Source organism: Streptococcus sp. 1621 (genome assembly GCF_013276615.1).
Classification (GTDB): Bacteria; Bacillota; Bacilli; order Lactobacillales; family Streptococcaceae; genus Streptococcus.
Genome location: NZ_VMLJ01000001.1, coordinates 41,060 through 61,564, shown reverse-complemented (window position 1 = coordinate 61,564; position 20,505 = coordinate 41,060). Strand labels below are relative to the sequence as shown.

Below are 20,505 nucleotides of genomic sequence, written 5' to 3'. Positions count from 1 at the left end.
ATCATATACCTACGGCAAGACGAAGATGGCCTGGTTTGAAGAGTATGGAACAATCATAACTTATTTGAAGATTTTAAAATATTGTAAGCTATTATATCTGGATAAATAAGTATTAGAAACTAAAGTGAGGTAATATATGTTTGTATATTTAAAAGGTTTAGGAAAATTTCGTAAGTCAAAAGCTTATGGATTGGTGGGATGTCTGGCATTGGTGAGTATGATTGGATTGTCGATTCCTGATTTACCAGTTGTTGGAGGAAGAACAGTGTATGCTGACGTCATTCAAGGTGGCGATGATATAAAAGATGTGGACGTTCATAGTAAATCTGCGGAAGGTGTTGCTATGACTTATACTACTTATGATAGCGGAACAAGTGGAAAACAAACCGCGTCTGGCAGTGGGGTATTTGTTGCACCAAATGTGATGGTAACAGTAGCTCATAACTACTATGATAAAAACCAAGAAGATAAGTCTGCGGTATTACGTGGTGGGGAGTCTGCTCGTAGTTATGTTGTAATGAACTCGGAAAAGGAGAAAAGCAATAAAGTACCTACTTCAGGGGTATCTGAGTCTCTTGAAAAAGACTCTATTCACTTGTATAACGGCAAAGACTTTGGTAAAGACTATAGCAATGATTTAGCAGTAGTGGTAACTAAAAAGCCTGTAGAAGCTATGACAGGGGGAGAAGACTCCCCAAGAGAGTTAAGTGATAAAGAGGTCTCTACGGGTGATAAAATCACTATGGTAGGCTATCCCAATGATTTTTCGACTCCAAATTTAAGTGAAGAAAACAAGAAGAGGTTACAAGATGGCAAGGCTTATTCAGTCTCAACAACTGTGAGCAGTATCAATAAAGAGAGTGGTGCAGTCACTTATCATTCCTCAGCTTTAGGTGGTTTTTCAGGCGCTCCTTTGTTTAATGATAAGGGAGAGGTAGTCGGTATCCACCAACATGGGACAAATACTCCAAACGCTCAAGAAAGTGAGCGTAGTGGTGGTGGTACTATTTTTACGGACAAGCACAGAGCTTGGATTCGTTCTATGATTGACCAATATGGGATAACAGGTTGGTTTGTAGATGGTTCAACTCGTTACTACTATGACGAAAATCACAGAGCTTTAAAAGATGTAGAGTCTGAAATTGACGGTGCTGTTTATCACTTTGATGAAAAAGGTCGAGCGACTTTAGTAAAAGGTGAAGAAAAAGGTCGCGTTTTACTTCGAGTGGAAGATACTAAAGGAACTCCTTTGATTTCAGATAAGGTTGTTCAGGAAGGTCCTGTTGGAAGTGGCTTGAATTTTCATTTAAGACAAAATTCGGACTTCAAACAGTTAATAGCAACTTCCCCAACAGCTAAAGTTGTATCTTACAATGGAGTTTCTGTCAACAAATTAGCAAGTGATACTAGTTGGTCTGATGAGTATGTCAGTAAGTTAGCTTTAGGTAATACAATTATAAAAGCTGTTGTTGACTCAGTAAATCCTTCATCTACTTCGTCTTCTGATTTCGCAAGAACTGAAGTTGGTAAGGTTGATTTGAGTGGTAAGTCCAACTTACCTGTGCCTAGTAAAGAGGTATTACAAGCTCCGAATGGTTCAGAAAACTTCTATGCTACAACGCATATTCAAACGCCAGATGGGTCGGGGTCAGGTACTTTAATTGCACCAAATTTGGTGCTAACAGTAGCTCATAATTTCTTAACAGTTAAAGGTTCTGAGGTCGTTACGAAATCTGGTCGCACCAATACAGTGTATAAAGTAACTTTACCAAACGGTGATTCTATGAACTTTTCAGATGATGATATTGTTTATTGGAATAAGAAAGATTCAGTATTTGGATTTAAAAATGACTTAGCTTTGGTTCGGTTGAAAGAAAAGTTCAAAGCGGTATCTCCTGTAGAGGTGGTATCTGAGTCAACTTCTGTTGCTAAAGGTGAAAAAGTGTCGGTTTATGGTTTCCCGGACGGTCGTTTATCTCCTGTTTTAGACAGTGAGGTTGTAGGTACTACTGATTTTGGCTCAGGTATTGAGGGTATCAGTTATGAAGGGACAAAACCCGGAGCGTCTGGTGGCGGTCTTTATAATGACAAAGGCGCTTTAATCGGAGTTCACCAAAACGGTGTTGTAGGAAGCCGCAGTGGTGGGTTAGTCTTATCAAAAGAGCAGCTGGATTGGGTTCGTTCCTATATTGAGGGTCAACCAAAAGATCCTGTTTATGTAAAAGATGAAGTTTTGGTGGATGAGAAGGATAAGGATAAACTTCCTTCAACTCCAAAAGACGAAAAACCAAGTACATCAAACTTGGAGTCTGACAAAGATAAAACAAGTACCTCTTTTAAACCGCAAGAGGAGCCGAAAACAGAGGTTATTACCACTTACGAAGGTGATAGTACCCTTGAGGTTGGAAAAGAGCGTACAGAGGATACTAAGGGTGAAAAAGAAGGTGTTCCACTTATTTATCGAGTAGTGTATAAAGGAACTCAACCAAAGGTAGAAAAAGAATCGATTGCTTTTGATACTCTTTACCAAGGAGATGAAACAAAAGAGCTTGGTTTCCGTTCAATTGTAGAGGGTAAAGAAGGTCTAGTTACTCGCACTACAACTTACCAAGTAGATAAGTATACAGGAGCGATATTCTCTAAGATTTTTGAGGAGAAAGTAGCACCTCAGTCTCAAGTCATTACATTAGGTATTAAGCAAAATAGCAGTACAAAAGAAGTTCCAATTACAGAACGTTTTGAAGATTCCACAGAATTAGAGAAAGGGAAAACGGAGGTTCTTTCTGAAGGTTCTGTAGGTAAAGAAGTCACTACGGTTACTTATAAGGTCTTACCTGACGGAAAGGTTGTTGAAAATTCTCGTACAGTCGAGGTTACACCTATGAGAGAGCGTGTGGTTCGTAAGGGTGTGAAGGAAGTGGTATCTCCAGATAAAGTAGAGTCTCTAGTTCCAAAAGATGCGCCGACTAGAGAAGAGTTGCCTGTGTTTAGTGAGGGATTTTCAGAATCAGAGGTTTTAGTATCAGGAGAAAAAACACAAGGAGACCTTGGGAAGTCTATAGTATCTTCAAAAGAACTAGTCCCTGAAAGAGTGAAAGTTCCAGACTTTGTGGCTAAAGTTACAGGTGGAGAAAAATTGACAGTAGAAGGGCACCGAGATGAGAGTAAAATAAATACTCCATCAAAACAGGAAAGATTATCTAGCCCAGAAACCACTGCTCAATTCACAACGAACGGGACAGGTTCTTCATCGTTAACAGCTGTTTTTGGCGTTGAAGCGGATAACAGGTCACTTTCTACTGTTGAACATTCTGTTATTACATATAATCAACAAAGAGGATGGCATAAGATAAATAATCAGTGGTATTTTAGAAATTCCGATGGGAAAGAACGGACAGGTTGGATGAAAGAAAATGATGTATGGTATTATTTTGATACGAATGGAACCATGCAAACTGGTTGGCTAGAGGATACAGACGGTAATTGGTATTATCTCAATGATAATGGTAGGATGGAGATAGGCTGGTTCCAAGATTCAAGTGGCGCGTGGTACTACTTAGGATCATCTGGTCGCATGGAATCCAATACATGGATTTATTATAAAGGAAAGTGGTACTATATTGATGCTTTGGGTAAACTACTTTTCAATTCGGTAACACCAGACGGCTATAGAGTGAACGAGTATGGGGAATGGATCAACTGAACTTGCTTTATGGCATATTGACGAGAAAGCTAGGAGTATAAAAACACTAGAATTCATAGTCTAGGAAGTGGTAAGAGTTCTCTAAAACGGTTGATTTTGTAATCTTTTTTGTAAAATAGAGTCTTTAATAAATAATATGAGCAAGATATATCTCTTTGCAAGTGATTAGGGTCAATAGTTTTTAACTTTCTCACTTCTTTTCCGAATAAATAGATAGAACCATAGAATCTAGCAAAATTAGATTTAAAACTATGGTATAATAGAAGGAGGAAAAGGATGATTCTAAGACATCCGGGCATTAGCCCGACCAATGACTTGGTTGCTAAGAAAATTTTCAGCAACCCAGAAATCACTTGTCAATTTATTCGCGATATGCTGGACTTGCCAGCCAAAAATGTAACCATTTTAGAGGGAAGCAATATTCACGTTTTGCCTTCCCTACCCTACTCGGCACAGGATTTCTATACCAGTATAGACGTCTTGGCAGAGTTAGACAATGGGACACAAGTTATTATTGAGATTCAGGTACATCATCAGAATTTTTTCATCAATCGCCTGTGGGCTTACTTGTGTAGTCAGGTCAATCAAAATCTCGAAAAAATTCGTCAACGAGAAGGTGATACCCACCAGAGTTACAAGCATATCGCACCAGTATACGCTATCGCTATCGTGGACAGTAATTATTTTCAAGATGACTTAGCTTTTCATAGCTTTAGCATGCGCGAGGATACGACAGGTGAGGTCTTAACCATCACAAATAACGGTCAAGCAAACCATCTAGTCAAGATGGCATTCTTGGAATTAAAAAAATACAGAGAAACCAGCAAAGATAGCATTCGCAAACCGTGGTTGGAGTTTTTTGGGAACAAACCCTTTACCCAGCGCCCCGAGCGAGCCATCAGCCAAGCAGATCAACTGCTGGACTACAAGAGCTGGTCCGAGGAGGACAGGAAAATGTTTAGTCAACTACGTATGCGAGAAGAACAAGCCTTGTTAGCACAGGACTATGCCTTGGAACAAGCTGAAGAAAAAGGGTTGGAGAGAGGTCGGGCAGAAGGACTTGAACGTGGAAAACTTTTTGCCTTTCTGGATATGGTTCGCCAAGGACTTCTGACTTCCGAGGTTGCCAGTCAGCAGTTGGGTATGTCAGTATCTGAGTTTGAGGCGTTGTTGTAAGATCAGCAATAATAGACAAGAAAACCATCTGGTTAAGATGGCATTCTTGGAATTAAAAAACTCTAGGCACAAAATCTTAAAAAATACAAACACGCATAGTATCAGGGGATTAAGAAAACTTGATACTATGCGTTTTATAGTGCATTGAATCTATATTAGGACACTACACTTCTTAAATCATTATTAGAAATTGGTTTGAATTTGCCAATCAATTTGCTCAATTTTCATATTATACTGTTATATCACAAGATTATTTCCTTCATTTTCTCCTAAAATTGACTTTCTTGTTTCTTATCTTGTCCACTCGAAACAGGTCTTGCAAGAAACCTACTTATTTTTGAAAGTACTTTTAATGTAGTTGATATAGTTAAAAAGATTTGAAACTAAATTCCAAATTAGAAAAAGACTTGAAATACTAAAAAAAAAAAGTATACTCTAATTGAAAACGGTAACAAAACTAATTTAGAGTATTTCTCTCTTAAAAGTTCTTGGTGAAACGAGATGTAGAAAGGAGATTTAGCCAAAGAGTCTATTAGTGCTAGAATAATAGATTAGAATTATTTTAGAAAAACGAAGTGACCAACTTATAAATTCAAGTCCCCAAATAGATTCATACTAGTATCTTTTGCAAAAAATAAAGGGCGACTTCCTTCATGAATATCAATTTCATCTATAAGGAAGGTAGCTAATTGAACTAACTTATTTATTCTGTTTGTCGCTAGAAAAATCAGACCTCCTTGTGAAGATTGAGGAGATACTTAATGAAAATCAAAGAAGAAACTAGCAAGCTAGTAGCAGATTGCCCAAAACACCGCTTTGAGGTTGTAGATAAGACTGACCTATATAATCCAAGGTGAAGCGACTGTGGTTTGAAGAGATTTTCAAAGAGTATAGGCTAGAGAGTAGTGTTTTTATGTCCTTCTAGTAGAAAATGCTAGACAGAAGAATGGGGAACTTGGATAGGAAAAATAGATTGAGAAAGGAGGTTAAAAAGAGATGATTATTACAAAAATTAGCCGTTTAGGAACTTATGTGGGAGTAAATCCACATTTTGCAACATTGATAGATTTTCTAGAAAAAACAGGACTAGAAAATTTAACAGAAGGTCCGATTGCTATCGATGGTAATCGATTGTTTGGGAATTGCTTTACTTATCTAGCAGATGGTCAAGCAGGGGCTTTCTTTGAAACACACCAAAAATATTTGGATATTCATTTAGTTTTGGAAAACGAAGAAGCCATGGCTGTTACGTCGCTGGAAAATGTAAGCGTTACCCAAGAGTATGATGAAGAGAAGGATATTGAATTATACACAGGGAAAGTGGAACAGTTGGTTCATTTGAGAGCTGGCGAATGTCTCATCACTTTTCCAGAAGATTTACATCAACCCAAGGTTCGTATAAATGATGAACCTGTGAAAAAAGTTGTCTTTAAAGTTGCGATTTCTTAATGTAGAAAGGGAAGAACCATGAAAAAAATGAGAAAGTTTTTATGTCTAGCCGGAATTGCGCTAGCAGCCGTTGCCTTGGTAGCTTGTTCAGGAAAGAAAGAAAATACAGCTGACACTGAACCACCGACAGAATTATCTGGTGAGATTACAATGTGGCACTCCTTTACTCAAGGACCGCGTTTAGAAAGTATTCAAAAATCAGCAGATGCTTTCATGCAAAAGCATCCGAAAACGAAAATTAAGATTGAAACATTCTCTTGGAATGACTTCTATACTAAATGGACTACAGGTTTAGCAAATGGGAATGTGCCAGATATCAGTACAGCTCTTCCTAACCAAGTAATGGAAATGGTCAACTCAGATGCTTTGGTTCCGCTAAATGATTCTATCAAGCGTATTGGACAGGATAAATTTAACGAAACTGCCTTAAATGAAGCAAAAATCGGAGATGATTACTACTCTGTTCCTCTTTATTCACATGCACAAGTTATGTGGGTTAGAACTGATTTGTTAAAAGAACATAACATTGAGGTTCCTAAAACTTGGGATCAACTCTATGAAGCTTCTAAAAAATTGAAAGAAGCTGGAGTTTATGGATTGTCTGTTCCGTTCGGAACAAATGACTTAATGGCAACACGTTTCTTGAACTTCTACGTACGTAGTGGTGGAGGAAGCCTCTTAACAAAAGATCTTAAAGCAGATTTGACAAGTCAACTTGCTCAAGATGGTATTAAATACTGGGTTAAAATGTATAAAGAAATTTCACCTCAAGATTCTTTGAACTTTAATGTCCTTCAACAAGCTACCTTGTTCTATCAAGGAAAAACAGCATTTGACTTTAACTCTGGCTTCCATATTGGAGGAATCAATGCCAACAGTCCTCAATTGATTGATTCGATTGATGCTTATCCTATTCCAAAAATCAAAGAGTCTGATAGAGATCAAGGAATTGAAACCTCAAACATTCCAATGGTTGTTTGGAAAAATTCAAAATATCCAGAAGTTGCTAAAGCATTCTTAGAATCACTTTATAATGAAGAAGACTACGTTAAATTCCTTGATTCAACTCCAGTAGGTATGTTGCCAACTATTAAGGGGATTAGCGATTCTGCAGCCTATAAAGAAAATGAAACTCGTAAGAAATTTAAACATGCTGAAGAAGTGATTACTGAAGCTGTTAAAAAAGGTACTGCTATTGGTTATGAAAATGGACCAAGTGTACAAGCTGGTATGTTGACTAACCAACACATTATTGAACAGATGTTCCAAGATATCATTACAAATGGAACAGATCCTATGAAAGCAGCAAAAGAAGCAGAAAAACAATTAAACGATTTATTTGAGGCTGTTCAGTAGGTGTAAAAGACTAGAAAATAGGTGGGCTAGTGAGCTGAAAAGCCCTAGCCCAATCTTGTAAAAGAAGGGAGAAGGAGAATGGTTAAAGAACGTAATTTAACTCGCTGGATATTTGTTTTGCCAGCTATGATTATCGTAGGATTACTCTTTGTTTATCCGTTTTTCTCGAGTATTTTTTATAGCTTTACCAATAAGCATTTGATTATGCCCAATTACAAATTTGTTGGTTTAGCTAACTATAAAGCTGTGCTATCAGATCCCAACTTCTTTAATGCGTTCTTTAATTCAATTAAGTGGACCGTTTTCTCATTAGTTGGTCAAGTTTTAGTAGGGTTTGTATTGGCTTTAGCTCTTCACAGAGTACGCCACTTCAAGAAATTATATAGGACCTTATTGATTGTTCCTTGGGCATTTCCTACCATCGTTATTGCCTTTTCTTGGCAGTGGATTCTAAACGGGGTTTATGGCTACTTACCTAATCTAATCGTAAAATTAGGTTTAATGGAACATACACCTGCATTTTTGACAGATAGTACATGGGCATTCCTATGTTTGGTGTTTATCAACATTTGGTTTGGAGCGCCGATGATTATGGTTAATGTACTTTCAGCTTTGCAAACAGTACCAGAAGAACAATTTGAGGCTGCTAAGATAGATGGTGCTTCAAGTTGGCAGGTGTTCAAGTTTATCGTCTTTCCACATATTAAAGTGGTTGTAGGACTTCTAGTTGTTTTGAGAACTGTATGGATCTTTAATAACTTTGACATTATCTACCTAATTACAGGTGGTGGACCAGCCAATGCTACAACGACGCTTCCAATTTTTGCCTACAACCTAGGTTGGGGAACTAAATTGTTGGGTCGTGCTTCAGCAGTTACAGTATTGCTCTTTATCTTCTTGGTGGCGATTTGCTTTATCTACTTTGCTATCATCAGTAAGTGGGAAAAGGAGGGTAGAAAATAATGAAGAAGAAATCCGGTATTTATTTAGATGTTCTCTCACATGTACTCTTGATTGGTGCGACTATTGTTGCAATTTTCCCATTGGTATGGATTATCATATCTTCTGTCAAGGGTAAAGGGGAATTAACTCAGTATCCAACACGATTTTGGCCTGAACAATTTACATTAGATTATTTCACTCATGTTATCAACGATTTGCACTTTATTGATAACATTCGAAACAGTTTAATCATTGCCTTAGCTACAACCGTTATTGCGATTATTATTTCTGCTATGGCAGCCTATGGTATTGTTCGATTCTTCCCTAAATTGGGAGCAATCATGTCAAGATTACTCGTCATTACCTACATTTTCCCACCAATTCTGTTAGCAATTCCCTATTCAATTGCCATTGCTAAAGTTGGGTTAACAAATAGTTTATTTGGCTTGATGATGGTTTATCTATCTTTTAGTGTTCCATATGCAGTTTGGCTCTTAGTTGGATTTTTCCAAACAGTTCCAATTGGAATTGAAGAAGCAGCTCGAATTGATGGTGCAAATAAATTTGTTACGTTTTATAAAGTTGTGCTACCGATTGTAGCACCAGGTATTGTAGCAACAGCTATTTATACATTTATCAATGCTTGGAATGAATTCCTGTATGCTTTGATTTTGATTAACAATACAGGAAAGATGACAGTAGCAGTAGCCCTTCGTTCACTTAATGGTTCAGAAATCTTAGACTGGGGAGATATGATGGCAGCATCTGTTATTGTAGTTCTTCCATCAATCATTTTCTTCTCTATCATCCAAAATAAAATTGCAAGTGGATTATCAGAGGGATCTGTGAAGTAATACTCAATGAAAATCAAAGAGCAAACTAGGAAACTAGCCGCAGGCCGCTCAAAGTACAGCTTTAAGGTTGCAGATAAAACTGACGAAGTCAGCTCAAAACATGTTTTTGAGGTTGTAGATGAAGCTGACGAAGTCAGTAACCATACGCACAGTGAGGCGACGTTGACGAGGTTTGAAGAGATTTTCGAAGAGTATAAGTTAAAATTAGAAAGTTTATTCAATAATAAAGGAGAAAAAACATGGTTAAATACGGTGTTGTTGGAACAGGATATTTTGGAGCTGAATTGGCTCGCTATATGCAAAAGAATGATGGAGCAGAGATTACTCTTCTCTATGATCCAGATAATGCAGAGGCAATTGCAGAAGAATTGGGAGCAAAAGTAGCAAGTTCCTTAGATGAGTTGGTTTCTAGCGATGAAGTAGATTGTGTTATCGTCGCAACTCCAAATAATCTTCATAAGGAACCGGTTATTAAGGCTGCACAACATGGTAAAAATGTTTTCTGTGAAAAACCAATTGCGCTTTCTTATCAAGATTGTCGCGAGATGGTAGATGCATGCAAAGAAAACAATGTAACCTTTATGGCAGGACATATTATGAACTTCTTTAATGGTGTCCATCATGCAAAAGAACTCATTAATCAAGGAGTCATCGGAGACGTTCTATATTGTCACACAGCTCGTAATGGTTGGGAAGAACAACAACCGTCAGTATCATGGAAAAAAATTCGTGAAAAATCAGGTGGTCACTTGTATCACCACATCCATGAGTTGGATTGTGTTCAATTCCTTATGGGTGGCATGCCTGAAACTGTAACCATGACAGGTGGAAATGTGGCCCATGAAGGTGAACATTTCGGTGATGAAGATGATATGATTTTTGTCAATATGGAATTTTCTAATAAGCGATTTGCTTTGTTAGAATGGGGTTCAGCTTATCGTTGGGGTGAACATTATGTCTTAATCCAAGGAACCAAAGGTGCTATCCGCTTAGACTTATTCAACTGTAAAGGAACTCTTAAGCTAGATGGACAAGAAAGTTATTTCTTGATTCATGAATCACAAGAAGAAGATGATGATCGTACTCGTATCTATCATAGTACAGAGATGGACGGAGCAATTGCTTATGGTAAACCAGGTAAACGTACTCCATTATGGCTATCATCTGTGATTGATAAAGAAATGCGCTATCTGCATGAGATTATGCAAGGAGCTCCAGTATCAGAAGAATTTGCAAAACTTTTGACAGGTGAAGCTGCACTAGAAGCAATTGCCACTGCAGATGCTTGTACCCAGTCTATGTTTGAAGATCGCAAAGTAAAATTGTCAGAAATTGTAAACTAAATTTTGGTATTCTCCTATTATAGGTTGACTTGCTCCTCTGAAAGTACTTTTAGAGGAGCTGTTTGACTTGGCTAGTTTTTGAAACTGAAATCTATTATACTACAAACTCTTGAAAGCGTTTTATTTTTAAGGTATAATAATCTCATAGAAACAAAGAAAAAAGGAAAAGGAGGAAAGAGGATGCCACAGATTAGCAAAGAAGCTTTGATTGAGCAAATCAAAGATGGAATCATCGTTTCTTGTCAGGCTCTTCCTCATGAACCGCTTTATACAGAAGCGGGAGGGGTGATTCCCTTGCTGGTCAAAGCGGCTGAGCAAGGTGGAGCAGTCGGTATCCGAGCCAATAGTGTTCGCGATATTAAGGAAATCAAGGAAGTCACCAAACTTCCGATTATTGGGATAATCAAACGAGATTATCCGCCACAAGAACCCTTCATCACGGCTACCATGAAAGAAGTTGATGAATTGGCAGAACTGGACATCGAGGTGATTGCTCTGGATTGTACCAAGCGTGAACGCTACGATGGTTTGGAAATTCAAGAGTTCATTCGTCAGGTTAAGGAGAAATATCCTAACCAGCTCTTGATGGCTGATACTAGTATCTTCGAAGAAGGACTAGCAGCTGTAGAAGCAGGAATTGACTTTGTCGGAACAACCTTGTCAGGATACACCTCCTACAGTCCAAAAGTAGACGGTCCAGATTTTGAACTCATCAAAAAACTCTGCGATGCAGGTGTAGATGTCATTGCAGAAGGAAAAATTCATACACCAGAACAAGCCAAACAAATCCTTGAATATGGAGTGCGAGGCATCGTTGTTGGTGGCGCCATTACTAGACCAAAAGAGATTACAGAACGCTTCGTTGCTGGTCTCAAATAACACAATCTTAAAAAAGAGGAGAGTGGTGGATGAGTAGGATGAAATGAAATCGCATACAAGAAATAAAGAACTTATTATCCAAGTTGGATACGCTTATTACATAGGAGAATACAAATGAAATTTAGAAAATTAGCTTGTACAGTACTTGCGAGTGCTGCGGTTCTTGGTCTTGCTGCTTGTGGCAATTCTGGCGGAAGTAAAGATGCTGGCAAATCAGGTGGTGACAGTGCCAAAACAGAAATCACTTGGTGGGCATTCCCAGTATTTACCCAAGAAAAAACTGGTGACGGTGTTGGAACTTATGAAAAATCAATCATCGAAGCTTTTGAAAAAGCAAACCCAGATGTAAAAGTGAAATTGGAAACCATCGACTTCAAGTCAGGTCCTGAAAAAATCACAACAGCTATCGAAGCTGGAACAGCTCCAGACGTACTCTTTGATGCACCAGGACGTATCATCCAATACGGTAAAAACGGTAAATTGGCTGAGTTGAACGACCTTTTCACAGATGAATTTGTTAAAGATGTCAATAACGAAAACATCGTACAAGCAAGTAAAGCTGGAGACAAGGCTTACATGTATCCAATTAGTTCTGCCCCATTCTACATGGCAATGAACAAGAAAATGTTAGAAGATGCTGGAGTGGCAAACCTTGTAAAAGAAGGTTGGACAACTGATGATTTTGAAAAAGTATTGAAAGCACTCAAAGACAAGGGTTACACACCAGGTTCATTGTTCAGTTCTGGTCAAGGGGGAGACCAAGGAACACGTGCCTTTATCTCTAACCTTTATAGCGGTTCTGTAACAGATGAAAAAGTTAGCAAATATACAACTGATGATCCTAAATTCGTCAAAGGTCTTGAAAAAGCAACTAGCTGGATTAAAGACAATTTGCTCAATAATGGTTCACAATTTGACGGTGGAGCAGATATCCAAAACTTTGCCAACGGTCAAACATCTTACACAATCCTTTGGGCACCAGCTCAAAATGGTATCCAAGCTAAACTTTTAGAAGCAAGTAAGGTAGAAGTGGTAGAAGTACCATTCCCATCAGACGAAGGTAAGCCAGCTCTTGAATACCTTGTAAACGGATTTGCAGTATTCAACAACAAAGACGACAAGAAAGTCGCTGCATCTAAGAAATTCATCCAATTTATCGCAGATGACAAAGAATGGGGTCCAAAAGACGTTGTTCGTACAGGTGCCTTCCCAGTCCGTACATCATTTGGCAAACTTTATGATGACAAACGTATGGAAACAATCAGCAGCTGGACTCAATACTACTCACCATACTACAACACTATTGATGGATTTGCTGAAATGAGAACACTTTGGTTCCCAATGTTGCAATCTGTATCAAATGGTGACGAAAAACCAGCGGACGCTTTGAAAGCCTTCACTGAAAAAGCGAACGAAACAATCAAAAAAGCTATGAAACAATAGTCCTTAGTTATTCTATAAAAAGTAGTTTTTTTAAAGAACCTAAGAGTGTATACCCCCTTTTCCCTCTACACAGATAGTGTAAGAAAAGGGGGACTTTTGTTTAAAATGTAAGGAACTGTCACGAAATTAAAATGAAGTTCTTACATAAGCGAATCATAAAAAATTTCATTTTGATTTTAAAACAGTTCAAGAAAGTCAAAAAATTATTCTATTTGAAAGAGAGGTGCCGACTGTGAAAGTCAATAAAATCCGTATGAGGGAAACAGTGATTTCCTATGCTTTCCTAGCACCAGTGTTGTTCTTCTTTATTATCTTTGTTTTAGTACCAATGATTATGGGCTTCATCACAAGTTTCTTTAACTACTCTATGACTAGTTTTGAATTTGTGGGCTTAGATAACTATGTCCGTATGTTTAAAGATCCTGTCTTTACAAAATCTCTGATTAACACAGTTATTTTGGTTGTTGGCTCTGTACCGATTGTTGTTCTCTTCTCGCTCTTTGTAGCGTCACAGACCTACCATCAAAATGCTATTGCTAGATCTTTCTACCGTTTTGTCTTCTTCCTTCCAGTTGTAACAGGTAGTGTTGCCGTAACAGTTGTTTGGAAATGGATTTATGATCCGCTATCAGGTATCTTAAACTTTGTTTTGAAATCTAGTCATATCATTACTCAAAATATTTCATGGCTGGGCGACAAGCACTGGGCATTGCTGGCGATTATGATTATCCTCTTGACAACGTCTGTTGGTCAACCGATTATCCTCTACATCGCAGCTATGGGGAATATTGACAATTCATTGGTTGAAGCAGCTCGTGTTGACGGTGCAACTGAATTTCAAGTTTTCTGGAAGATTAAATGGCCAAGCCTTCTTCCAACAACTCTTTATATCGCAATCATCACGACAATCAACTCCTTCCAAGTTTTCGCCTTGATTCAATTGTTGACATCTGGTGGGCCAAACTACTCTACAAGTACCTTGATGTACTACCTGTACGAAAAAGCCTTCCAATTGACAGAATATGGTTATGCAAACACAATTGGTGTCTTCTTGGCAGTCATGATTGCGATCGTAAGTTTTGTTCAATTTAAGGCGCTCGGAAACGACGTAGAATACTAAAGAAAGGAGACAGCTATGCAATCTACAGAAAAAAAACCATTAACAGCCTTTACTGTTATTTCAACAATCATTTTGCTCTTGTTGACTGTGCTGTTCATCTTTCCATTCTACTGGATTTTGACAGGGGCATTCAAATCACAACCTGATACAATCGTTATTCCTCCTCAGTGGTTCCCTAAAATGCCAACCATGGAAAACTTCCAACAACTCATGGTGCAGAACCCTGCCTTGCAGTGGATGTGGAACTCTGTGTTTATCTCGCTGGTAACCATGTTCTTAGTCTGTGCAACCTCATCTCTAGCAGGTTATGTATTGGCTAAAAAACGTTTCTATGGTCAACGCATTCTATTTGCTATCTTTATCGCTGCCATGGCGCTTCCAAAACAAGTTGTCCTTGTACCATTGGTACGTATCGTCAACTTCATGGGGATTCATGACACTCTTTGGGCAGTTATCTTGCCTTTGATTGGATGGCCATTTGGGGTCTTCCTCATGAAACAATTCAGTGAAAATATCCCTACAGAGTTGCTTGAATCAGCTAAAATCGATGGTTGTGGTGAGATTCGTACTTTCTGGAGCGTAGCCTTCCCAATTGTAAAACCAGGGTTTGCGGCTCTTGCAATCTTCACCTTCATCAATACTTGGAATGACTACTTCATGCAATTGGTTATGTTGACTTCACGTAACAATTTGACTATTTCACTTGGGGTTGCGACCATGCAGGCTGAAATGGCAACCAACTATGGTTTGATTATGGCAGGAGCTGCCCTTGCAGCCGTGCCAATCGTAACAGTCTTCCTTGTCTTCCAAAAATCCTTCACACAGGGTATTACTATGGGAGCGGTCAAAGGATAATACTCTGCGAAAATCGAATTCAAACTACGTCAGCGTCACCTTGCCATACTTAAGTATTGCCTGCGGTTAGCTTCCTAGTTTGTTCTTCAATTTTCATCGAGTATAAGAGAATATAGAGTTATAAGTGTCTACAAAATGGAGGGTATGCAGTTACTTTATGAAGTTTTGTCAGACACTTATCAACTTAAGAATGGTTTTAGTTAACTATCAGAAACGAAGGAAAGAGTATGATTTTTGACGATTTGAAAAATATTAGCTTCTATAAAGGGATTCATCCCAATCTTGACAAGGCAATTGATTATCTTTATGAACATCGTAAAGATTCATTCGAGTTAGGAAAATATGATATTGATGGTGACAAGGTCTTTCTAGTTGTTCAAGAAAATGTCCTAAATAAAGCTGAAAATGACCAGTTTGAACATCACAAGAACTATGCAGACTTGCATTTGCTGGTAGAAGGACATGAATATTCGAGCTACGGTTCACGTATCAAAGATGAAGCAGTAGCATTTGACGAAGCAAGTGACATTGGTTTTGTCCATTGTCATGAACACTACCCACTCTTGTTGGGTTATCACAATTTTGCGATTTTCTTCCCAGGAGAGCCACATCAACCAAATGGTTATGCAGGTATGGAAGATCAAGTTCGCAAGTATTTGTTTAAAATTTTAATTGATTAGAATGATCAGCAGAGATAGCTGATGACTATCTTATTAAGCACTTTTGAAAATTGAGTTTAAGAGTTGAATCTTATCACTTGCTAAATCGGAATGATTTAGCAAGTGATATAAATTAAATTATAGGGGGAGCAAACATGTCACAAAAAGGAAGAAGTCTCATCAAGGCTGCATTTGATACAGATAATTTTCTAATGCGAATTAGTGAGAAGGTTTTAGATATTGTAACAGTCAATCTTCTCTTTGTAGTAACTTGTTTGCCAATCGTAACGATTGGAGTGGCTAAAATCAGCCTCTACGAGACCATGTTCGAAGTTAAGAAGAGCAGACGTGTTCCAGTTTTTAGAACCTATCTAAGAGTTTTCAGGCAAAATCTGAAACTAGGTTTTCAGTTGGGGATGTTAGAATTAGGAATTGTATTTCTAACTCTTTCAGATCTATATCTTTTCTGGGGTCAAACAGCTCTGCCCTTCCAATTGCTGAAAGCTATTTGTCTAGGCATTTTGATTTTCCTTACCATTGTGATGTTGGCTAGTTACCCTATTGCGGCACGTTATGACCTATCTTGGAAAGAAATTCTTCAAAAAGGATTGATGTTGGCTAGTTTTAATGCTCCTTGGTTTATCTTGATGATCGTAATTATCTTTTTGATTTTGATGATTCTATATCTATCAGCCTTTACCCTTCTATTGGGAGGATCAGCTTTTATTCTCTTTGGTTTTGGACTTCTTACTTTTTTACAAGTGGGAGTGATGGAAAAGCTATTTGCTAAGTATGAGTAAGGGGTGCAATTATTTCTGAAACTACTTTCAAACGCTCCAAACGCTATTCTATAAGCGAGAAACTAAAATCTAAGTGTCTATAAGATATTGAAAGCCTTTTCGGTAAAGTGTATACTAAAGAAGTAAAGAAAGAATCTGCTTTAGCAGAAAATAAAAATAATAGGAGAAAATCTATGTCAGATTTGAAAAAATATGAAGGTGTCATTCCAGCCTTCTACGCATGTTATGATGATCAAGGAGAAGTAAGTCCAGAGCGTACGCGTGCCTTGGTTCAATACTTCATTGATAAAGGTGTTCAAGGTCTTTATGTCAATGGTTCTTCTGGTGAATGTATCTACCAAAGCGTTGAAGACCGCAAGTTGATTTTGGAAGAAGTCATGGCAGTTGCCAAAGGTAAATTGACCATTATTGCCCATGTTGCTTGCAATAATACTAAAGATAGTATGGAACTTGCTCGCCATGCTGAAAGCTTGGGAGTAGATGCTATTGCAACGATTCCACCAATTTATTTCCGCTTGCCAGAATACTCAGTTGCTAAATACTGGAATGACATTAGTGCTGCAGCACCAAACACAGACTATGTCATCTACAACATTCCTCAATTGGCAGGGGTTGCTTTGACTCCAAGCCTTTACACAGAAATGTTGAAAAATCCTCGTGTTATCGGTGTGAAGAACTCTTCTATGCCAGTTCAAGATATCCAAACCTTTGTGAGCCTTGGTGGGGAAGACCATATCGTCTTTAACGGTCCAGATGAACAGTTCCTAGGTGGTCGCCTCATGGGTGCCAAAGCTGGTATCGGTGGTACATATGGTGCTATGCCAGAACTCTTCTTGAAACTCAACCAATTGATTGCTGACAAAGATTTGGAAACAGCGCGCGAATTGCAATATGCTATCAATGCAATCATTGGCAAATTGACTGCTGCACATGGAAATATGTACGGTGTCATCAAAGAGGTCTTGAAGCTCAATGAAGGACTGAACATTGGTTCTGTTCGTTCACCATTGACACCAGTGACTGAAGAAGATCGTCCAGTTGTAGAAGCAGCTGCAGCCTTGATTCGCGAAACCAAGGAGCGCTTCCTCTAATCCATAAGGAGGTATTTATGACACACTACGTTGCAATTGATATTGGTGGAACCAACATCAAATATGGTTTAATCGACCAAGAAGGCCAACTTGTTGAATCACATGAAATGCCAACAGAGGCGCATAAGGGTGGACCTCATATCTTACAAAAAACCAAAGATATTGTAGCTAGCTATTTAGAAAAAGGCCCAGTAGCAGGTGTTGCCATTTCTTCTGCAGGAATGGTGGATCCAGATAAGGGTGAGATTTTCTATGCTGGGCCTCAGATTCCAAATTATGCAGGAACCCAGTTCAAGAAGGAAATCGAGACTAGCTTTACTATTCCTTGTGAAATTGAGAATGACGTCAACTGTGCAGGTCTGGCTGAAGCGGTATCTGGTTCAGGCAAGGGAGCGAGTGTCACCCTTTGCTTGACCATTGGAACAGGTATTGGTGGTTGCTTGATTATGGATGGGAAAGTCTTCCATGGATTTAGCAATTCAGCCTGTGAAGTTGGTTATATGCATATGCAGGATGGAGCTTTCCAAGACTTAGCCTCTACGACAGCCTTGGTGGAGTATGTAGCAGCAGCTCATGGAGATCCAGTTGACCAGTGGAATGGTCGTCGTATCTTTAAGGAAGCTACGGAAGGCAATAAACTCTGCATGGCTGGTATTGACCGTATGGTTGACTATCTAGGAAAAGGTCTGGCAAATATTTGCTACGTTGCCAATCCAGAGGTGGTCATTCTCGGTGGCGGTATCATGGGGCAAGAAGCTATTCTCAAGCCTAAAATTCGAAAAGCTTTGAAAGATGCTTTGGTACCAAGTTTAGCAGAAAAAACACGATTAGAATTTGCTCATCACCAAAATACAGCAGGGATGCTTGGTGCATATTATCATTTTAAGACAAAACAATCCTAGTTTGGCTCAGCCAAACTAGGATTTTCTAATCAAGTTCCCTTGACTTTCTTTATAATTATGAGATAATAAATAAAATATATAAAGGAGTTATATAAAATGGCTATAGCGAATTCAAATAAAATTGTGACCTTCCAAGCTAATAGAGAATTGGTAAATGATGCCATGGAAGTGTTAAAAGAACAAAATCTCTCTCTTTCATCGGCACTCAGATTATTTTTAAAGAATGTTGCCGTAACAAATGAAGTAGATTTACTTAGTGAAGAGGAATTAGAGAAGGAGTATTTGTTTAGGCAATTGCAAGCAGAAGTTCAAGAAAGTTATGCCAAGATTGAGGCTGGAAATTACTTGACAGATGAGGATGTCGTGAAACGCTATGGATTATAAAAAATATAGGATTTTGTATTCTCCTAGAGTGATTGATAGTCTGGATAAAATATATCAGTATATAGCGGAGGAAATCGGTTCTGTAGAGGCTGCGAGACGAAAAGTGGCGAGTATCAGAAAAGATATTAATCGGCTAGAAATTTTCCCCCAAGCTGGATTTGATGCCGATGAAAAATTTGGTAAGAAATTAGATCCTCACTACCAAACGCGAGGATTGACCTTGAGTAAGGATTACATCGTATTATATACAATTGTTGAGGATACTGTCAGACTTGCTTATTTACTCCCTTCAAAAAGTGACTACATGAAATTATTTAAGACTAAGTCAAGATACGACTGATTCATAATCTTGAAGAGGTATGTTTAGTGATGAATAAAAATCCTAGTTTGGCTCAGCCAAACTAGGATTTTCTGACACGTTTTTGTCTACGATAGCCGTTGAGTTTTTTATTTTCCCAGTAGCTATTAAAGATTTTCTCCTTGCTTTCGCGATTGATTTCCAAAAAGTAGGCATAAATCAAATCGATAAAGAAGAGCATAGGAAGTTGAGCGGATATTCGTTGGATGTAGGAAGGCTGGCTGTGGGTGGCTACAAGAACAGTCTCTGTGTAGGTCTGGCTATCTTTATTGGGAACACTTGTAAAGAGTACAGTCTTTGCCCCCATCTCCTTGGCATCTAATAGACTATCTAAAATAGAAGGTGTTGTGCCAGAAAGTGAGAAACCAAGTACGAGACAATTTTCATCCATAATACTGGTTGTCCAGGCAAAGCCGTCTTGATCGGTCAAGGCCTCGCAGACTACACCCAGACGCATGAACCGCAATTTCATTTCACGGGCAACAAGACCAGAACTCCCTGTTCCGAAGAAGTAGATACGCTCAGCATCTTCGATTAGCTGGGCAATTCGTTCTAGTTGGATTTCGTCAATTAAGTCTTGTGTTTGTTCCCTCATATTGCTATAACTTCTGAGGACTCGTTTGGTCAATGGACTGTGCTTGGAGACTTGGTTGGTTTGATTTTCTGCCTCATGTTGGTATTGGAAAATGAATTCTCGGTAGCCAGTAAAGCCACACTTTTTAGCAAAGCGGGTCAAAGCAGCTTGAGAAATATGTAATTTTTGGGTGACTTGTTGAGAAGATAAATCATCTGTAATCGTTTCAGCTTGCAAAAAATAGCGAGCGATTTCTTGCTCTAGGTCTGTCATTTCTTCAAAATGTGAATCAATGACAGTTGCGATATCTGGTTTGTCCATAGGGAAGGCTCCTTTACATGAGTCATACTGGAAGACTAGATTAGGGAATAGTCATACCTAATTATAACACATAATATAGGGAGGAATAAATAAAAACGTATCTTACTGTAAAAACGAAAAAAAGCTTCTTACTTTTCCATAATTTTCTGCTCAAATTATGGTACAATTAAGAGTAAGATTTTAATTATACTCTTCGAAAATCCAATTCAAACTGCGTCAGCGTCGCCTTGCCGTACTCAAGTACAGCCTGCGGCTAGCTTCCTAGTTTGCTCTTTGATTTTCATTGAGTATTAGAA

Annotated in this window: 18 protein-coding genes; 17 read left to right on the top strand and 1 reads right to left on the bottom strand. The window is 38.4% G+C overall.

The genetic code is table 11. The features are described 5' to 3' along the window. Nucleotides 1-136 precede the first annotated feature (136 nt). The 17 genes from HT697_RS00250 (at nt 137) to HT697_RS00170 (ending at nt 19,296) form a co-directional block, all read left to right on the top strand. Nucleotides 137-3,703 carry a trypsin-like peptidase domain-containing protein gene (locus HT697_RS00250; protein ID WP_173261633.1) on the top strand — a complete coding sequence of 1,189 codons (3,567 nt, stop codon included), beginning with the start codon at nt 137-139 and terminating at the stop codon, nt 3,701-3,703. Nucleotides 3,704-3,979: 276 nt separating this feature from the next. Further along, nucleotides 3,980-4,879: an Rpn family recombination-promoting nuclease/putative transposase gene (locus HT697_RS00245; protein WP_173218885.1), complete on the top strand. Its 900-nt coding sequence runs from the start codon at nt 3,980-3,982 to the stop codon at nt 4,877-4,879. 996 nt (nt 4,880-5,875) lie between these two features. After that, on the top strand, nt 5,876-6,328 hold the full coding sequence (locus HT697_RS00240) for a YhcH/YjgK/YiaL family protein (protein ID WP_173261630.1): 453 nt from the start codon (nt 5,876-5,878) through the stop codon (nt 6,326-6,328). 18 nt (nt 6,329-6,346) lie between these two features. After that, a complete protein-coding gene (locus HT697_RS00235; RefSeq protein ID WP_173261627.1) occupies nt 6,347-7,684 on the top strand; it encodes a sugar ABC transporter substrate-binding protein in 1,338 nt (445 codons plus the stop codon). Nucleotides 7,685-7,762: 78 nt separating this feature from the next. Next, nucleotides 7,763-8,647, top strand: coding sequence for an ABC transporter permease subunit (locus tag HT697_RS00230; RefSeq protein WP_000237988.1), 885 nt, complete (start codon nt 7,763-7,765; stop codon nt 8,645-8,647). Next, nucleotides 8,647-9,480 carry a carbohydrate ABC transporter permease gene (locus HT697_RS00225; protein WP_172925310.1) on the top strand — a complete coding sequence of 278 codons (834 nt, stop codon included), beginning with the start codon at nt 8,647-8,649 and terminating at the stop codon, nt 9,478-9,480. The genes HT697_RS00230 and HT697_RS00225 overlap by 1 nt, the downstream gene beginning before the upstream one ends. A gap of 239 nt (nt 9,481-9,719) precedes the next feature. After that, the gene (locus HT697_RS00220) at nt 9,720-10,823 is read left to right on the top strand and encodes a Gfo/Idh/MocA family oxidoreductase (protein ID WP_050073351.1); all 1,104 of its coding nucleotides are present in this window, start codon (nt 9,720-9,722) and stop codon (nt 10,821-10,823) included. Nucleotides 10,824-11,003: 180 nt separating this feature from the next. Next, entirely contained in the window at nt 11,004-11,702 is a 699-nt protein-coding gene (locus tag HT697_RS00215; protein WP_049512393.1) for an N-acetylmannosamine-6-phosphate 2-epimerase, read from the top strand. 114 nt (nt 11,703-11,816) lie between these two features. Beyond that, nucleotides 11,817-13,145: an ABC transporter substrate-binding protein gene (locus HT697_RS00210; RefSeq protein ID WP_173261624.1), complete on the top strand. Its 1,329-nt coding sequence runs from the start codon at nt 11,817-11,819 to the stop codon at nt 13,143-13,145. Between the two features lie 253 nt (nt 13,146-13,398). Continuing rightward, nucleotides 13,399-14,265: a sugar ABC transporter permease gene (locus tag HT697_RS00205; protein WP_162278974.1), complete on the top strand. Its 867-nt coding sequence runs from the start codon at nt 13,399-13,401 to the stop codon at nt 14,263-14,265. A 15-nt stretch (nt 14,266-14,280) separates the two neighbouring features. Further along, nucleotides 14,281-15,120, top strand: a complete 840-nt coding sequence (locus HT697_RS00200) for a carbohydrate ABC transporter permease (RefSeq protein ID WP_001192007.1) — start codon at nt 14,281-14,283, stop codon at nt 15,118-15,120. 227 nt (nt 15,121-15,347) lie between these two features. Next, complete coding sequence (locus HT697_RS00195; protein ID WP_000575436.1) at nt 15,348-15,800, top strand: YhcH/YjgK/YiaL family protein; 453 nt, start codon at nt 15,348-15,350, stop codon at nt 15,798-15,800. Nucleotides 15,801-15,934: 134 nt separating this feature from the next. Then, nucleotides 15,935-16,579 (top strand): YesL family protein, encoded by a 645-nt coding sequence (locus HT697_RS00190; protein WP_173261621.1) that lies wholly within the window; start codon nt 15,935-15,937, stop codon nt 16,577-16,579. Nucleotides 16,580-16,752: 173 nt separating this feature from the next. Beyond that, nucleotides 16,753-17,670 (top strand): dihydrodipicolinate synthase family protein, encoded by a 918-nt coding sequence (locus tag HT697_RS00185; protein ID WP_173225706.1) that lies wholly within the window; start codon nt 16,753-16,755, stop codon nt 17,668-17,670. Nucleotides 17,671-17,687: 17 nt separating this feature from the next. Beyond that, a complete protein-coding gene (locus HT697_RS00180; RefSeq protein WP_173261618.1) occupies nt 17,688-18,572 on the top strand; it encodes an ROK family protein in 885 nt (294 codons plus the stop codon). Nucleotides 18,573-18,668: 96 nt separating this feature from the next. Next, nucleotides 18,669-18,956, top strand: a complete 288-nt coding sequence (locus HT697_RS00175; protein ID WP_173261615.1) for a hypothetical protein — start codon at nt 18,669-18,671, stop codon at nt 18,954-18,956. Then, nucleotides 18,946-19,296, top strand: a complete 351-nt coding sequence (locus HT697_RS00170; protein ID WP_000384863.1) for a type II toxin-antitoxin system RelE/ParE family toxin — start codon at nt 18,946-18,948, stop codon at nt 19,294-19,296. The genes HT697_RS00175 and HT697_RS00170 overlap by 11 nt, the downstream gene beginning before the upstream one ends. A gap of 61 nt (nt 19,297-19,357) precedes the next feature. Here HT697_RS00170 and HT697_RS00165 read toward each other — a convergent pair whose 3' ends face one another. Then, nucleotides 19,358-20,209, bottom strand: a complete 852-nt coding sequence (locus tag HT697_RS00165) for a MurR/RpiR family transcriptional regulator (RefSeq protein WP_000360356.1) — start codon at nt 20,207-20,209, stop codon at nt 19,358-19,360. Nucleotides 20,210-20,505: the final 296 nt, after the last annotated feature.